This is a genomic window from Bradyrhizobium ferriligni (genome assembly GCF_056837965.1).
This window is the reverse complement of record NZ_JBXEJO010000041.1, coordinates 57088-72700: the sequence shown is the minus strand read 5'-3', so window position 1 is coordinate 72700 and position 15613 is coordinate 57088. Positions and strand designations below refer to the sequence as shown.

Sequence of the window (15613 nt, the reverse complement as noted above, 5' to 3'; positions counted from 1 at the left end):
TCAATCCTTTGGCACGTTCTTGGTCAACTGTCCGGTGTGCGGATCGATGTGCAACTCGTACGTCTTGCCATCCTTCACCGCATCGCCTTCCCAATGGCCGTCGTCAGCCTCCAGATCCGTGATGTTCGTGTAGCCCAGACCATGAAGCCGATCGACAACCTGTTGCTTGGTGAGCCAGTCCGCGCCCGGAACGTCGGCGAGCGCTGAAGTGGACAGAGCAGCAAGGAACAAAACGAGTATCGTCTTCATGCGTACCTCCTTCGCTTGACCATCGCTGATCCGCGGCCGGAACTCGTGCCACACCTCAACGCCGACCGGCTGGTGGGGTTGCAGGGCATCGGTCAAAAGCGGAATATTCCGGCGCAGGCTCAAGACGCTCGGCACGCCTCACCTTGGAGCATGACGTCGGCTGGTGCTCGATTGGACAGCGTCCGAACCGTATCCTAGAACGATCAGACGATCCAAGACGCGCTCGTTGGACGTCAGGGCCGATCTCCGTTGCCCGTAACGAACGTGTCGTCAACTCCCGGGGTTCAATGATGTCGTCGCGCAAACCCGCCGCCAGCAAAGGCAAGACCGTCACCGTCAAGGACGCCACATTCGGCCTGCTCCGCGCGTGGGGCATCAAGAAAGTGTTCGGCAATCCCGGCTCGACCGAGCTGCCGTTCCTGAGCGACTGGCCCGACGACATCGATTACGTGCTCGGCCTGCAGGAAGCTTCCGTCGTCGGCATGGCCGACGGCTATGCGCTGGCGACGCGCAATGCCGGGTTCGTCAATCTGCATTCGGCGGCCGGCGTCGGCAACGCGCTCGGCAACATCTACAACGCCTATCGCAACCAGACCCCGCTGGTGATCACCGCGGGCCAGCAGGCGCGCTCGATCATGCCGCTGCAGGCCTTCCTCTATGCCGAGCGGGCCTCCGAATTCCCGAGGCCTTACGTGAAATTCGCGGTCGAGCCGGCGCGCGCCGAAGACGTGCCCGCCGCGATCGCGCGCGCCTATTATGTCGCGATGCAGCCGCCCTGCGGACCGACCTTCGTCTCGGTGCCGATCGACGACTGGGCGCATGCGACGCAGCCGCTCGACGCGCGCCAGGTCAGCCGCGAGATCGGCCCCGATCTGTCGGCGATGCAGGCGCTGGTGGCCGCGCTCGGCGAGGCCAAGCGCCCTGCCCTCATCGTCGGCCCGGCCGTCGATCGTGCCGAGGCGGTCGGCCTCATGGTTGACGTCGCCGAGAAATCGAAGGCCGCGGTCTGGGCCAGCCCGTTCTCGGCGCGCTGCTCGTTCCCCGAGCGGCATCCGCAGTTCGCCGGCTTCCTGCATGCCGCGCCGGGCCAGCTCTCCGACGCACTGCGCGATCACGATCTCGTCGTCGTGGTCGGCGCGCCGGTCTTCACTTTCCATGTCGAGGGCCATGCCGCGATCTTCGACGGCTCGACCACGATCTTCCAGATCACCGACGATCCGGATGCCGCCGCGATGACGCCGACCGGCCATAGCATCGTCGCGACCATGAAGCCCGCGCTGACGGCGCTGCTCGAGATGCTGCCCGAGACCAGGCGCACCGCGCCGGCCGGCCGTGTGCTGCCGCCGTCGCCCGCCGCCGGCGACCCGATCCCCGCCGAATATGCGCTGCACGCGCTCTCGGCCGCGATGGGGCCGCATGATGCGCTGGTCGAGGAAATACCGTCGCACCGTCCGCTGATGCAGAAGGCGATGCCGATGCACGGCCAGGACAGCTTCTACACCATGGCGAGCGGTGGCCTCGGCTACAGCCTGCCGGCCGCGGTCGGCATGGCGCTCGGTCGCCGCCAGGGACGCACGGTCTGCCTGATCGGCGACGGCTCGGCGATGTATTCGATCCAGGCGCTGTGGACGTCGGCGCAGCGCAAGCTGCCGCTGACGGTCGTCGTGCTCAACAATTCCGGCTACGGCGCGATGCGCTCGTTCAGCCAGGTGATGCAGGTGCGCAACGTGCCGGGCCTCGATTTGCCCGGCATCGATTTCGTCAAGCTCGCCGAAGGCATGGGCTGCGACGCCGTGCGGGTGACGAAGTCAGCCGAGCTCGCCGGCGCCTACCAGCGCGCTCTCTCGCACCAAGGCACCAGTCTGATCGAGGTGATGGTGGATTCCGCGGTGCCGCTGCTTTACGCGCAGAAGGCGTGAGGATCGCGCTGGTCAGTGACGGACTCACGGCACACATAGTCAGGAAGCCACTGGCGGTAGGGTTTCCTCCCCCCTTGCGGGGGAGGGTTAGGGAGAGGGGTGCCACACGACGTGCTCTCTCGGCATAAGTCTCAACGTATCGCGATCGAGATTGCGAAAGCGAGACTCACGTCAATCATCTCACCCGGGGCTTACCCCTCTCCCTAACCCTCCCCCGCAAGGGGGGAGGGAGCCTGAATAGCGTGCTCACCTGACGAGCGCGGGCTCCGAGCCCGCCGCCGACGGCGTCGGCACCTCGCAGCCGGTGGCGCAGCAGCGTCCGGGCTGCTTCGACACCCGCTGTCCCTGGTCGACAAGGCCACGGCCGAGCAAATTCTCGACCAGCTCGGCCTTCTCCATGACAGGATAGTTGCGCCAGATCTCGCGCTTCATCGCCTCCGGTGAGCCGCCGCCGTGCAGCGAGATCACCGAATACCAGCCGGCCTCGTGCGAGACGGTGAGGTCCTCGATCAGCCGCGCCACCTCGGCGCGCTGGTCGGCCGGGATATCGGGACGTCCGCCCATGACAGCGGCAAGCGAAGCGCGCGTTTCCGGATTGTGATCCTCGTCGGGACCCGGCAGCGCGACGATCAGCCCGCCGGAGACGTAGTGCGCGACGCGGTGCATGTCGTAGATCTTGGTCGCCAGCAGCAGTTTGCCGATGTTGGAGAACACAGCATCCGGCATCACCGAGCCCGCCGGATCCTTCGTGCAGTAGACCGAGGAGGCGACGCCGCAGGCGTAAAAGCTTTCGGTGATGGTGATCAGTTCGACCATCGCCTCGCGGATATGCGCGTGCTTCTCGGCATCGAGCCCGTTCGCCTCGATCATCAGCGCGCCGGCGCCGATCAATAGATCGCCGAAGCCGGCACGGGCGCCGATGCAGGAATGCCGGTGATGCGTGGCGTAGGACGTGGTGAGGAAGCCGCCCTCCTCGGTCTCGCCGGCGAGGAACACGCGATCGTGCGGCACGAACACGTCGTCGAACATCACGACGCCGACCGACTGGCCGTACTTCGCCGAGAATTTCGCCGCGGCATCGCCGGGCCGGCCGGCCGGGCGCGCGACGATGGTGACGCCGGGCGCATCGACCGGCACGGCGCAACAGACCGCGAAATCCTTGTCGGCGGGCACATGGGTGCGGCACGGCATGACAAGGAATTCGTGCATGTAGGGCGCGCCGGTCACAATCGCCTTGGTGCCGCGGATCACGATGCCGTCGGGGCGGCGCTCCTTGATATGGACGTAGGCGTCCGCATTGGCCTGCAGGCCAGGACGTTTCGATCGGTCGCCCTTGGCGTCGGTCATGGCGATGCCGAGCGTCAGATCCTGGTCCTGCACCTCGTGCAGATAGTTGAGGAAGCGCTGGCTGTAATCGGTGCCGTGGCGATCATCGGTCAGCCTGGTCGCCTGATAGAGACCGTTCAGCGCATCATGGGTCAGGTAGCGCTGCGCGCAGCCCGACGTCCTGCACACCAGCCGCACCGCCTCGAGCTTGTCGAGCAGGTCCTGCGAGCTCTGATTGATGTGGAGCATGCGGTTGACAGTCTTGCCCGAGGTACCCTGCCGCGCGGTCATGATCGGCACATGCTCGGGCTGTAGCGCGAAATCATAGGTCACGCCGACGCCCGCCACGCCGGGCGCCAGCAACGGCTCATCCGCGACGCTCGCAACGGCCGCGCCGTTGACGAACACACGCGGCTTGTAGCGGCGCAGGGATTCCCGGTAGTCCGCAGCCGTCATCAGCATGGCGCTTCTCCCTTGCTCATTCATTCTAACAATGTTAAATTATCTAACGCTGTTAGAATTGAGTCAAGAACGGATTCGCCGGACCATGCAGATGCGCGAGAGCAGGAAGGAAGCGGTCAGCCGCCACAAGCGGGAGCTGATCCTCGACGCGGCGCGCAGCGTGTTCGCGGAGGAAGGCCTCGAGGGCGCGAGCCTGCGGGCGATCGCGACGCGGGCCGGCTACACGCCGGCGGCGCTGTATTTCCATTTCGATTCCAAGGAAGCGATCTATGCCGAGGTGCTGCGGCAATCGCTGGCATCGCTCGGCGAAGCCGTCAGTGCGGCAGTCGCGACGACGCGCGGCGCCAAGCAGAAGCTGCACGCCGCAGGCATGGGCTTCTTCCGCTATTACGCGGAGCACCCGCGCGACCTCGATCTCGGCTTCTACCTGTTCCGCGGCGGCATGAAGCCGGCCGGGCTCGGCCATGACCGCGACCACGCGCTGAACGCCGCGCTGGAGGCGGCGCTGCATCCGATCGCGGAGGCCGCTGAAGCGCTCGGCGCGTCGAGGCAAAAGGCGAACACCGTGATGGTGGACTGCTTCGCGCATGCGACCGGCCTCTTGCTGCTATTGCACACCGGCCGGATCAGGATGTTCGGCGCCTCCGCTCCCGATCTGATGGACGCCTATCTGCGCGACAAGATCGCGCAACTCGCGAAGGTGTGAGGTCGCCTCAGGTGCGCGGCCGATATCGTAGCCCGGATGAAGCGCAGCGAAATCCGGGATTCACGCGCGCATGTTCGACCCGGATTACGCTTCGCTTCATCCGGGCTACCGGTCTCACTTCCCGTGCGCTTCCCGCATCTTGGCCTGGATCTTGGCCATGCCGCCGATCCAGCGGTCGTAATTCTCGGTCTTCTTGCGCATGTAGCCGAGCACCTGCGGGTGCGGCAGGATCAGGAAGGTCTCCTGCTCGATGCCCTTGAGTGCATCCTGCGCGACCTGCTCGGCGGAAAGATCGCCGTCGCCGGATTGCGGGCCCTTCGGGATCGAGCGCAGCATGTTGGTGTCGACGCCCTGCGGGCAGAGGATCGAGACCTTGATGTTGTCGGCGCGGTGCGAGATCGCGAGGTTTTCCGCAAAGCCGACCGCGGCGTGCTTGGTGGTCGAATAGGCCGGGCTGCCGACCTGCGACAACAGGCCCGCGGCCGAGATCGTGTTGAGGAAGTAGCCGCCGCCGCGCGTCTTCATGCGCGGCACCAGATGCCGCGCGGCATAGACATGCGCCATCACATGGATCGCCCAGCTCCGCGACCACGGCTCGTCCGAGGTGCCGCCGGCGTTCACCGACAACGGATCGAAGCCGCCGCCGATGCCGGCATTGGAGCAGAACAGCGCGATCGGGCCGAACATACGCTCGGTCTCGTCGATCACATGCAGGATGTTCTTCTCCTGCCCGACGTCGCATTTGAAGGCGGCACCACCGACCGTGGCCGCGACCTTCTCGGCCGCGCCATGATCGAGGTCGACGACCACGACCTTCGACGCGCCCGCAGCATGGAATGCCTCGCACAGCGCCTTGCCGATGCCATTGCCACCGCCGGTGACCACCACAACCTTACCTGCCACCTGCATGGCCATCCTCCCGATATCTTTGCTCGTACGTTGTTGCCTTGCCCATGCTGCCCTGCGCCTTCCGTCATCCTGAGGAGCGCGACGCGCGTCTCGAAGGATGAACGGCCCGGCTGGTGGCCGTCGACCCTTCGAGACGCCGCTGCGCGGCTCCTCCAGCGACAACGGCTTCGCCGTTGCGCGGGAGTGACGGTGCGAGGGCTGAATGCGCCCTATCACGAAACATGATAGCCCATCCAACGCCGTTGGCGAGAGCTTCAGCTCGCCAGCACGACGTCGAACACCGCCGTGTAGTGGCAGGCGGCCCCGAGCAGCACGAAGCAGTGCCAGATCGCGTTCTGGAAGCGCAGCCGGCGCCAGGAGTGGAAGATCACCCCCAGGCTATAGAGAATACCGCCCGCCAGCACGAAGCCGAGCGCCATCGCCGGCAGCACCCTGACGACGGCGTCGTAGAGCATGATGCCGCTCCAGCCCATCGCGAGATAAAGCCCGACCGAGAGCCGGTCGAAACGGCCGGGATAGCGTAGCTTCAGCCAGATCCCGACGATCGCCACGCACCACACGCCGACCAGCAACGCGATCGCGAAAGTGCTGTCCTTCAGTTCCACGATGAACGGCGTATAGGTCGCGGCGATCAGCAGATAAATCGCGGAATGATCGAAGCGCCGCAGCACCCATTTGGCGCGCGACACCGGCCACAGATTATAGGTCGCCGACAGCACCAGCATCGCGAGCAGGCCGGCGACATAGACCGAGACCACGGCGACGTCGAACGGGCCGGCATAGACCGCGGTCAGCACGATCAGCGCGGTGGCGGCCACCAGCCCAAAAGCGACGCCGACGAGATGGACGACGCCGTCGGCAATCAGCTCCGCACGGTCGTAGTTCCACAGCGCGGCGCCAGCCGCGTGGATCGAAGTCGAGGCAAGTTGCTTCAGGCGGAAGACCGTCATGCAGGCTTTCCCGTGGGCCGATGGACGATGGGTAGCGCGGGTGGTGTGACGCGTTCAATTTCCCCTGCCCCCGACAATTCCCTCGCCTGCAAAGGCGCCGGAAATGTGAAGCTTGATTTTGGCCCGATAATCGCCACCTTGCGGGTGATCGCCCGCCACTTTTGGTCCCTCCTGCCGGGTTTTTCGTTAACCCTCCATGCCCCCCAGCTTCACTGATATCGTCGAGGAAGCCCGTCTCTCGGCGCGGGCGCTGCTCGACTATGGCGAGGGCTTCTTCAACCCGACGGTGCGGCTCGGCGTCACCGGCCTGTCGCGCGCCGGCAAGACCGTGTTCATCACCGCGCTGGTGCACGGCCTGACCCGCGGTGGCCGCTTCCCGGTGTTCGAAGCCTATGCCTCGGGGCGGATCGCGCGCGCCTATCTCGCCCCGCAGCCCGACGATGCGGTGCCGCGCTTCGCCTATGAGAACCATGTCCGGACATTGGTCGAGGAGCGGACCTGGCCGAGCTCGACCACCGACATCTCCGAGCTCCGTCTCGTGATCGAGTATCAGCGGCAAAATGGCGCGGACCGCACGCTCACCCTCGATATCGTCGACTATCCAGGCGAGTGGCTGCTCGACCTGCCGCTGCTCAACAAGAGCTACGAGCAATGGTCGGCGGAAAGCCTTGCGCTGTCGCGCGAGCCGCTGCGCGCAAAACTCGCGGCGCCCTGGCACGCCCATCTCGCGACGCTGAAGCCCGAGGCCAGAGAGGACGAGCAGGCCGCGCTCACCGAAGCACGCCTGTTCACCGACTATCTGCGCGCCTGCCGCGATGAGCGCTTCGCGATGAGCCTGTTGCCGCCCGGCCGCTTCCTGATGCCCGGCAATCTCGCCGACACGCCGGCACTCACTTTTGCGCCACTCGACGTGCCCGCAGGCGGCAGCGCGAGTGACGGCTCGCTGTGGGCGATGATGCGGCGGCGCTTCGAGGCCTACAAGGACGTCGTGGTGCGGCCGTTCTTCCGCGACCATTTCGCGCGGCTCGATCGCCAGATCGTGCTGGCCGATGCGCTCGCCGCATTCAATGCCGGCCCAGAGGCGCTACACGATCTCGAGGCCGCGCTCGCCGGCATCCTCGACTGCTTCCGGATCGGCCGCAGCACGATCCTGAGCGCGCTGTTCCGGCCGCGCATCGACCGCATCCTGTTCGCGGCGACCAAAGCCGACCATCTGCACCACCAGAGCCACGACCGGCTGGAAGCCGTGCTGCGGCGGATCGTGGTCAAGGCCGCCGAGCGCGCCGAATATGCCGGCGCCGACATCGACGTCGTCGCGCTCGCCGCGGTGCGCGCCACGCGCGAGGCGCAGGTCCAGCGCGGGCGCGACCGGCTGCCGTCGATCCTCGGCACGCCGGCGCCGGGCGAAGTCGCCAATGGCGAGCGGCTTGACGGCGAGACGGAAGTTGCGACCTTTCCGGGCGACCTGCCCGACAATCCGGAGGAGCTGTTCAACGGCGGTTTCCGCGGTCTCTCAAACTCAGACACAGAAGCCGCAGACTACCGCTTCCTGCGCTTCCGTCCACCAAAGCTGGAACGAAACGGCGATGCAGAGCCGGCGCTGCCTCACATCCGCCTTGACCGCGCCCTCCAGTTCCTGATCGGAGACAAACTGCAATGAACGAGAAGACGCCCCCGCGGCGGCCGGCGACGTTCAAGCTCGACGATCCCGGCGTGGTCGTGATGGATCCGGACGACGGCGGCCGCCTCACCCGCGGCACGATCCAGATCGTGCCCGAGGCCGAGCCCGTGCAGCTCCCGGTCCCCCTTGATACGCCGCTGGTGCCGGCGCGCCGCGGCTTCCGCTGGGGCACGCTGTTCTGGAGCGCGGTCGCGGGCCTCGTGGTGCTCGGCACCGGGCTTGGCGTCATCAATCTGGTTGAGGATCTGTTCGCACGCAATGAAGGCCTCGGCGTCCTCGGGCTGGGACTCGCCGTCATCGCCGCGGTGGCGCTCGCGGTCGTCACGACGCGCGAGCTGGTCGGTCTGGCGCGGCTTGCGACCATCGAGAAGCTGCATCTGCGCGCCGCCGAGGTGCTGATCAGCGACGACCGCGCCGCAAGCCGAGTGATCGTCGCCGATTTGCTCAAGCTCGCGCACCTGACCCCGCAGCTCGCCCGCGCCCGCAGCACGCTGCAGAGCCACACCGACGACATCATCGACGGCGCCGACATGATCCGTCTCGCCGAACGCGAGCTGATGACGCCGCTCGACGAGGAGGCGCGGCGGCTGGTGTCTTCAGCCGCGCAGCGCGTCTCGGTCGTGACCGCGGTCAGCCCGCGCGCGCTGTTCGACGTGCTGTTCGTGTTCGTGGCGAGCTTGCGGATGATCCGGCAGCTGGCGCGGCTCTATGGCGGCCGGCCCGGCGCGCTCGGCATGATCCGCCTGCTGCGCCACGTCATCGCGCATCTCGCCATCACCGGCGGCATGGCCGCCAGCGACAGCCTGATCCAGCAGATGCTCGGTCACGGCATCGCGGCAAAGCTGTCACAACGCCTCGGCGAAGGCATGCTCAACGGCCTGTTGACCGCCCGCCTCGGCCTCGCCGCGATCGACGTCACCCGTCCGCTTCCCTTCAACGCCCTGCCGCGCCCGGCGCTGACGGATCTCGCGAAAGACCTGATCCGCAAGCGCGAGGAAGAGGAATAGCGCTTCTCCTGAGCGAGCAGTGCTCGTTGCTGCGCCCTCTCCCCTTGTGGGAGAGGGCAACTCAGTTGTTCACCACGCCCGCGCTTGGGTGAGGGGTCTCCATCCATACGCACCTCGCCCGCGGAGAGAGACCCCTCATCCGGCAGCCTTCGGCTGCCACCTTCTCCCACAAGGGGAGAAGGTGATCTCGCAACGCTCCGCCAGCATCGCCAGCACCCGCCAGCGGAAAAACGTCGTGTCCGGCGGCGGCGACAGATCGGGCGTCCAGCCGCTGATCTTCTCCAGCGAATAGGTGTCCATCACCATGCCGCGCCAGCTCCGCGTCACCCGCTCCAGCGGCTGGCGCACCGCTGTCGTCTCGCTCCACAGCGGCAGATTGTTCTCGGGCTCGCGCCCGACATAGACGCCGGCGTGATCCCGGATCTTGCTCATGCCGGGATCGGCAAAGCCCTGGAAGCGGCCGCGTTCGTTGATTTCGATGACCGTCACCTTCCCGCGCAGCAACCAGCGCAGCATCGCATAGGTGCGATAATCCGTGGTTGCGACCCAGGTCGCGCCGGTCGCCTCAACCTGCGCCAGCGTGCGCGCAGCCACCACATCGTAGCCCGCCTCGGTGCCGATCGGATCGGTGCGGCCGATCAGATTCCACGGCGCGAACATGTAATAGAGGAAGACGCAGACGACGAACACAATGCCCGTGGTGATCGCGGTCCGCGCCCAGTAGACCGTCGATTTGACGAGCCCGACCGACCAGCCCTCGAACGGCATCCGCGTGACGTTGATGGCAATTGCCGCGAAGCCGGCGGGCCACAGGAACATCGGCCAGGTGTCGCCGACCCGCAGCGTCAGGGACTTCCAGAGGAAGTAGATGAACGGCACCAGCACCGCAGTCGCCAGCAGGATCGCGACCGGCTCGCGCTTGCGATAGCCGCGCCATGCCGTCAGCGCGGTGCCGAACAGCGTCACCGGCAGCAGCACGAAGCCGACCAGGCCGAACTGCATGCCGATAAACTCGCCGACGGTGCGCAGCGTGAAGGCGCGCTCGGCGGTGGCGCGCACCGCCTGAAAGCGGAACGAGGCCCAGTCGTGCTCGGCATTCCAGATCAGCACCGGCGCGAACACGACGACCGCGATCAACGCGGCGAGATACGGATACGGGCTGCGCAACCAGCGCCAGCGCCAATCCGGCACCAGCGCAAAGGCGAGCACCGCCGGCGCGAACATGATCGCGGTGAATTTCGACAGCAGTGCCAGCCCGGCAAACAGCCCCGCCGCGAGCCACCAGCGTCCGTCACCACTTTGCGCCAACCGGACCAGCGACCACAGCATCGCCACCGAAAACGGGATCAGCGCCGTGTCGGGCGCGACCTTGGCCATCAAGAGGCCGTAATACAGCGCCGCCTCCGGCAACAGCAGCGCCAGCATCACGGCGCGGACGTTGTTGGCCGTCACGCGGCGGACGATGTCGGCGAGCAGGAGCTGGGTGGCCAGCATCGCCACGATGCCGCCGAGGCGGACGCCGAGATTGGTGTCGCCGAGGATCGCGGTGCCGAAGCGGATGAACCAGGCGACCATCGGGGGATGGTCGAGAAAGGACAGCACGTTTTCCTTCGACCAGGTCCAGTAATAGGCCTCGTCGGTGCGCAGATCGAGCGCATGGGCGTAGACCAGCCGCATCGCGGTCATGGCAACGATCACGGCGATGACGCCCCGCCAATCCGGCGCGCGCGAACGGGCCGGCTTAACGCTGTTGTTATCGGCTCCAGGTTCGGCTTGGGCTATCGTCACGGCGCGCTTTTTGTTCGACTCTTAACGGAGTGTCAACGTGCCGCACGGCCCGCTCTCACGGCTGGTCCGGACCCGTGGCGGTGTTCAGCGCGGGAATTAACCACTAGACTTGCCGATCATGAATCACATGGCCTCCCCCTCGCGCGAGCACTTGCAGGACATGGCCCGCGGTATCGGCCTGCGGCAGGTCCGCATCGTCACGGGGGCGATCATGTTCGCCTACCTGATCAGCCATTTCCTCAACCACGCGCTCGGCAATATCTCGACGCAGGCGATGGCGATCGGGGTCTACTACCACACCGAGTTCTGGCAGTTCCTGCCGGTCGCGATCGTGTTCTACAGCGCCTGCCTGGTGCATACCGGGCTCGGCATCTGGGCGCTCTACCAGCGCCGCGAGTTCCACTGGAAGGCGATCGAGCCGCTGCAACTGACGCTCGGCCTCAGCATCCCGATGCTGATCGTCGCGCACGTCGTCGGCGTACGGCTCGGCCAGACCCTGTACGGACAAGAGAAGCTCTACCCCCAGGAGTTGTACACCTTCTTCATCGCCTCGCCGAACCGGCTGTGGCAGATGCTGGCGGTGCTGGTGATCGCCTGGGTGCACGGCTGCATCGGCCTGTATTTCTGGCTGCGGCTGCGTCCGTTCTTCAAGCGCGCCGCGCCGTTCCTGCTCGCCGGAGCCGTGCTGATCCCGACCCTGGCGATGCTCGGCATCTATCAAGGTGGTCGCGCCACGATCGCGGATTATCAAGATCCCGACTGGCGGCGCGAGGAGCTGTCGGTGCAGAAGCTCGGCACCGCGGCGCAGGGGACCACGCTCGAGAAGATCACCGACGGCCTGACCACCGGCTATCTCGGCCTGCTCGGCCTCGTGCTGCTGGCGCGCGGCGCGCGGGCCCTGCTGGAGCGCCGCGGCGGCATGATCGCGCTGTCCTACGGCAACGGCCGCACGCTGCGGGTACCGAAGGGATTGAGCGTGCTGGAAGCGAGCCTGCGCTACAACGTGCCGCATGCGAGCGTCTGCGGCGGTCGCGCGCGCTGCTCGACCTGCCGGATCCGCATCATCGGCGATCACGCCGGATTGCCCGAGCCCTCGCCGCGCGAAGCCTTCGTGCTGCACCGGGTCGGCAATGACGATCCGTCGATCCGGTTGGCCTGCCAGTTGCGGCCCACCGCTGACCTGAATTTCTTCCAGCTGTTCCTGCCGAGCACGACATCGGCCAACGCGCACGCCGCCAATCCGGCACGGGTCGGCCAGGAGCGCTATCTGGTCAGCATGTTCGTCGACATGCGCGGCTCGACGCAGCTTGCCGAGAAGCGGCTGCCGTTCGACACCGTGTTCATCGTCAACCGCTTCCTCGGCGCGGTGTCGCAGGCAGTGCTGGAAGCCGGCGGGCGGCCCAACCAGTTCATCGGCGACGGCATGCTGGCGCTGTTCGGGCTTGCCACCGACCGGCAGGTGGCCTGCCGCCAGGCGTTGCGTGCGGCGGCGCTGATCGCAACCCATATCGACGAGCTGAACCAGTTCCTGAGCCACGATCTGCGCGAGCCGATCCGCTTCGGCATCGGCATCCATGGCGGCGAGGTGATCGTCGGCGATATCGGCTATCGCGACCACATGGTGTTCACCGCGCTCGGCGATGCCGTCAACGTCGCGGCACGGCTGCAGGACATGACCAAGGCGCTGGCCTGCGAGGCGATCATCTCGGACGAGGTGCGCGTCACCGCCGGGCTGGCCGACGATGCCCTGCCGGCGCAGGAGGTCGCGATCCGCGGCCGCAACGAGCCGATGACCGTGCGCACGGTCGAAAAGACGCAGCTCCTGTCGACGCTGGTCGACGACCGGCGTGCCGTCGCGGCCTGACCGGTTCATCTCCACTCCAGCACAATGTGACCTGCCGCACATCCGACGGTGCGTTCAGCCGAGATGCTCGAACGTGCCCGGTGCCGGATGCGACTGACTGGCGATGGGTAAAACTGCAACCGCGCCGCGACAGAGTTCAACGCGCATCCGAAGGAGAAGACCATGTTTCGCAAAGTCACGCTCGCTCTCGCCACTGCCGCAACCCTCGGTGCCGCCGCGCTGGCGCCGACCGCAGCTTCCGCCAAGCCGTTCTTCTGGCATCCGCATCACCATCACTTCTGGGGTGGCCCGGGCATCGCCGTCGGCTTCGTCGACTCCGGCTGCTACGCCACCCGCCTGGTGCTGACGCCCTACGGCTATCGCTATCGCACCGTGAACGTCTGCTACTGATCGAACCTTCTACTTGGATGGAAACGCCCCGGTCGTCCACGCGACCGGGGCTTTTCATTGTTGCGACGCAACGCTGCGAAAGCTCAATTGACTCGCGGTTGTCAGGTGCGACATTTGGACCGCGCGCATTCCATGATGCGAAGGCGCGCAAGGCAATCTGGGCCTGGTGATGACCGGCTCACGACAGAACAGCTTCGGAGGAAGCGGAATGCTCGATCGACGAGACTTGATGAAGCGCGCCGGATTGGCCGCTTTGGTGACGGGGCTGGGATCAAGGGGCGCATTCGCCCTCGACACCGTGACGCTACCCTTTGGCAATGGCGGGCGGCCGCTGGTGCGCTACCCGCAAAAGCGCCCGATGATCGGCCTGACCGCCCGCCCGCCGCAGCTGGAAACGCCGTTTGCGGTCTTCAACGACGGCCCGATCACGCCGAGCAATGCGTTCTTCGTGCGCTATCATCTGGCCGACCTCCCCTACAATCTCGATCCGGACAAGTTCACGCTGGAGATCAAGGGCAAGGTCGACAAGCCGCTGAAGCTGTCGCTGAAGGACATCAGGAAGCTGAAGGCGACCGAGATCGTTGCCGTCAACCAGTGCTCCGGCAACAGCCGCGGCTTCTTCAGTCCGCGCGTCGCCGGCGGCCAGCTCGGCAACGGCGCGATGGGCTGCGCGCGCTGGCACGGCGTGCCGCTGAAGACCGTGCTCGACATGGCCGGCGTGCAGGCCGGCGCCAAGCAGGTCACCTTCAACGGCATGGATGGTCCCGTCAGCGACAAGACGCCGGATTTCGTCAAGGCGCTCGACATCGATCACGCACGCGACGGCGAGGTGATGCTGGCCTGGGGCATGAACGGCGAGGACCTGCCGTTCCTCAACGGCTTCCCGCTCCGCCTCGTGGTGCCCGGCTATTACGGCACCTATTGGGTGAAGCACCTCAACGAGATCACCGTGATCGACAACGTGTTCGAGGGCTTCTGGATGAAGTCCGCCTACCGGATACCGGATACGCCGAACAATGCGGTCGAGCCCGGCACCGCACCGAAGGCGACGATCCCGATCAATCGCTTCACGGTGCGCTCGTTCATCACCAGCGTTGCCGACGGCGCCAAGCTGAAGGCCGGCCGCACCATGTTGCGCGGCATCGCCTTCGACGGCGGTAAAGGCATCAAGGAGGTGATGGTCTCGACCGACGGCGGCAAGAGCTGGACGCCGGCCAAGCTCGGCAAGGACCTCGGTAAATACGCCTTCCGCGAATGGAAGTTGCCGGTGAAGCTCGCGGCCGGTCCCGCGGAGCTGAAGGTGCGCGCCACCAACAATGCCGGCGACACCCAGCCGATGGATCCGTTGTGGAATCCGGCCGGCTATCTGCGCAACGTCGTCGAAACCGTGCGCGTCACCGCAGCGTGAGGAGAAGCATCATGACCAGCAAGCTGCTTCCATCCCTCGCCGCGATCGCCTCGCTGTCGATCGGCGCCGCCTTCGCCGCGCCCGTGAACTACACGGTCCCCGAAGAGACCGCGGCCTTCAAGCCGGGTCCCAACCTCGAGGTCGTGCAAAACAACTGCACCGCCTGCCACTCGGCCGACTACATCAAGACCCAGCCGCAGGGCGAGAAGTTCAAGAAGGATTTTTGGCAGGCCGAGGTGACCAAGATGATCAAGGTCTATGGTGCGCCGATCGACGAAGCCGACGTCGGCAAGATCGTCGAATACCTCTCCGCGACCTATTGAAACGCGGCCGGTCGATCCCCGCGCGCCGGCCGAAAAGGCAGCGCGCGGGACGATCGATCCAGTTCGGTACACTGGAACCGATCCATTTTTGCAGCGCATCAATTGACCACGAAACGGGCAATCCGGCGTAAAACCCCCGCAAAGCGGGTTGTTTCCGGTCAAAAACACACCGTCGTTTGATCTACCCAGCTTTTTTCAAACTGCTATCCTGTCGTTGCGGACAAGCCGGTTTTTGCGGGGACCGACTGGTCTGTTTTCGATTGATTCCGCGGAGACGACTGGAATGCCCAAAGGTACAGTGAAGTGGTTCAACCCGACCAAGGGTTATGGATTCATCCAGCCCGCATCGGGCGGCAAGGACATTTTCGTTCATATTTCAGCAGTTCAGAAGGCTGGCCTTCAGACCCTCAACGAAGGTCAGTCGGTTGAATACGAAGAGATTGCAAATCGCGGCAAGACGTCAGCCGAAAATCTCAAGGTCTAGCGTCACAGCGCCAGATCCGGCGGCGCACTCTCGGACGCCATCCGGGAGTGGGGGCCGATCCACACACCAGACAACGTGACGTTCGGCGGGGCGGGCACGATGCCCGCGCGCCATGGCGTTGAACTATGTGGCGTTGAACTATTTCGG

Annotated in this window: 14 protein-coding genes; 9 read left to right on the top strand and 5 right to left on the bottom strand. The window is 65.8% G+C overall.

Going from position 1 to position 15613, the window contains the following annotated elements; genetic code table 11:
- Nucleotides 1-384, bottom strand: coding sequence for a PepSY domain-containing protein (locus tag AC1VNY_RS24170; RefSeq protein WP_482407054.1), 384 nt, complete (start codon nucleotides 382-384; stop codon nucleotides 1-3).
- Nucleotides 385-539: 155 nt separating this feature from the next.
- On the opposite strand from AC1VNY_RS24170, the gene mdlC reads away from it, so the two are divergent.
- Nucleotides 540-2168, top strand: coding sequence for a benzoylformate decarboxylase (mdlC, locus tag AC1VNY_RS24165; RefSeq protein WP_482407053.1), 1629 nt, complete (start codon nucleotides 540-542; stop codon nucleotides 2166-2168).
- A 246-nt stretch (nucleotides 2169-2414) separates the two neighbouring features.
- On the opposite strand, the gene AC1VNY_RS24160 is transcribed toward mdlC, so the two are convergent.
- Nucleotides 2415-3956, bottom strand: a complete 1542-nt coding sequence (locus AC1VNY_RS24160; RefSeq protein WP_482407052.1) for a 4-hydroxyphenylacetate 3-hydroxylase family protein — start codon at nucleotides 3954-3956, stop codon at nucleotides 2415-2417.
- 91 nt (nucleotides 3957-4047) lie between these two features.
- Here AC1VNY_RS24160 and AC1VNY_RS24155 point away from each other — a divergent pair, with 91 nt between their 5' ends.
- A complete protein-coding gene (locus AC1VNY_RS24155) occupies nucleotides 4048-4662 on the top strand; it encodes a TetR family transcriptional regulator (RefSeq protein WP_482407051.1) in 615 nt (204 codons plus the stop codon).
- 114 nt (nucleotides 4663-4776) lie between these two features.
- Here AC1VNY_RS24155 and AC1VNY_RS24150 read toward each other — a convergent pair whose 3' ends face one another.
- Both AC1VNY_RS24150 and trhA read right to left on the bottom strand, forming a co-directional pair.
- A complete protein-coding gene (locus AC1VNY_RS24150; RefSeq protein ID WP_076830800.1) occupies nucleotides 4777-5571 on the bottom strand; it encodes an SDR family oxidoreductase in 795 nt (264 codons plus the stop codon).
- 254 nt (nucleotides 5572-5825) lie between these two features.
- Complete coding sequence (gene trhA / locus AC1VNY_RS24145; RefSeq protein WP_482407050.1) at nucleotides 5826-6521, bottom strand: PAQR family membrane homeostasis protein TrhA; 696 nt, start codon at nucleotides 6519-6521, stop codon at nucleotides 5826-5828.
- 196 nt (nucleotides 6522-6717) lie between these two features.
- On the opposite strand from trhA, the gene AC1VNY_RS24140 reads away from it, so the two are divergent.
- Nucleotides 6718-8181, top strand: coding sequence for a YcjX family GTP-binding protein (locus AC1VNY_RS24140; RefSeq protein ID WP_482407049.1), 1464 nt, complete (start codon nucleotides 6718-6720; stop codon nucleotides 8179-8181).
- Nucleotides 8178-9209 (top strand): YcjF family protein, encoded by a 1032-nt coding sequence (locus AC1VNY_RS24135; RefSeq protein WP_482407048.1) that lies wholly within the window; start codon nucleotides 8178-8180, stop codon nucleotides 9207-9209. The genes AC1VNY_RS24140 and AC1VNY_RS24135 overlap by 4 nt, the downstream gene beginning before the upstream one ends.
- A gap of 135 nt (nucleotides 9210-9344) precedes the next feature.
- Here the strand turns inward: AC1VNY_RS24135 and AC1VNY_RS24130 are convergent, their stop codons facing one another.
- On the bottom strand, nucleotides 9345-10895 hold the full coding sequence (locus AC1VNY_RS24130; protein ID WP_482407068.1) for a glycosyltransferase family 39 protein: 1551 nt from the start codon (nucleotides 10893-10895) through the stop codon (nucleotides 9345-9347).
- 220 nt (nucleotides 10896-11115) lie between these two features.
- Between AC1VNY_RS24130 and AC1VNY_RS24125 the strand changes: the two genes are divergently transcribed.
- The 5 genes from AC1VNY_RS24125 (at nucleotide 11116) to AC1VNY_RS24105 (ending at nucleotide 15466) form a co-directional block, all read left to right on the top strand.
- Nucleotides 11116-12861: an adenylate/guanylate cyclase domain-containing protein gene (locus AC1VNY_RS24125; protein WP_482407047.1), complete on the top strand. Its 1746-nt coding sequence runs from the start codon at nucleotides 11116-11118 to the stop codon at nucleotides 12859-12861.
- 162 nt (nucleotides 12862-13023) lie between these two features.
- Nucleotides 13024-13251, top strand: a complete 228-nt coding sequence (locus AC1VNY_RS24120) for a hypothetical protein (RefSeq protein ID WP_028342505.1) — start codon at nucleotides 13024-13026, stop codon at nucleotides 13249-13251.
- A 208-nt stretch (nucleotides 13252-13459) separates the two neighbouring features.
- Nucleotides 13460-14659, top strand: coding sequence for a SorA family sulfite dehydrogenase catalytic subunit (gene sorA / locus AC1VNY_RS24115; protein ID WP_482407046.1), 1200 nt, complete (start codon nucleotides 13460-13462; stop codon nucleotides 14657-14659).
- An 11-nt stretch (nucleotides 14660-14670) separates the two neighbouring features.
- Entirely contained in the window at nucleotides 14671-14982 is a 312-nt protein-coding gene (gene sorB / locus AC1VNY_RS24110; RefSeq protein ID WP_482407045.1) for a SorB family sulfite dehydrogenase c-type cytochrome subunit, read from the top strand.
- Nucleotides 14983-15265: 283 nt separating this feature from the next.
- Nucleotides 15266-15466 carry a cold-shock protein gene (locus AC1VNY_RS24105; protein WP_057019268.1) on the top strand — a complete coding sequence of 67 codons (201 nt, stop codon included), beginning with the start codon at nucleotides 15266-15268 and terminating at the stop codon, nucleotides 15464-15466.
- Nucleotides 15467-15613 lie beyond the last annotated feature (147 nt).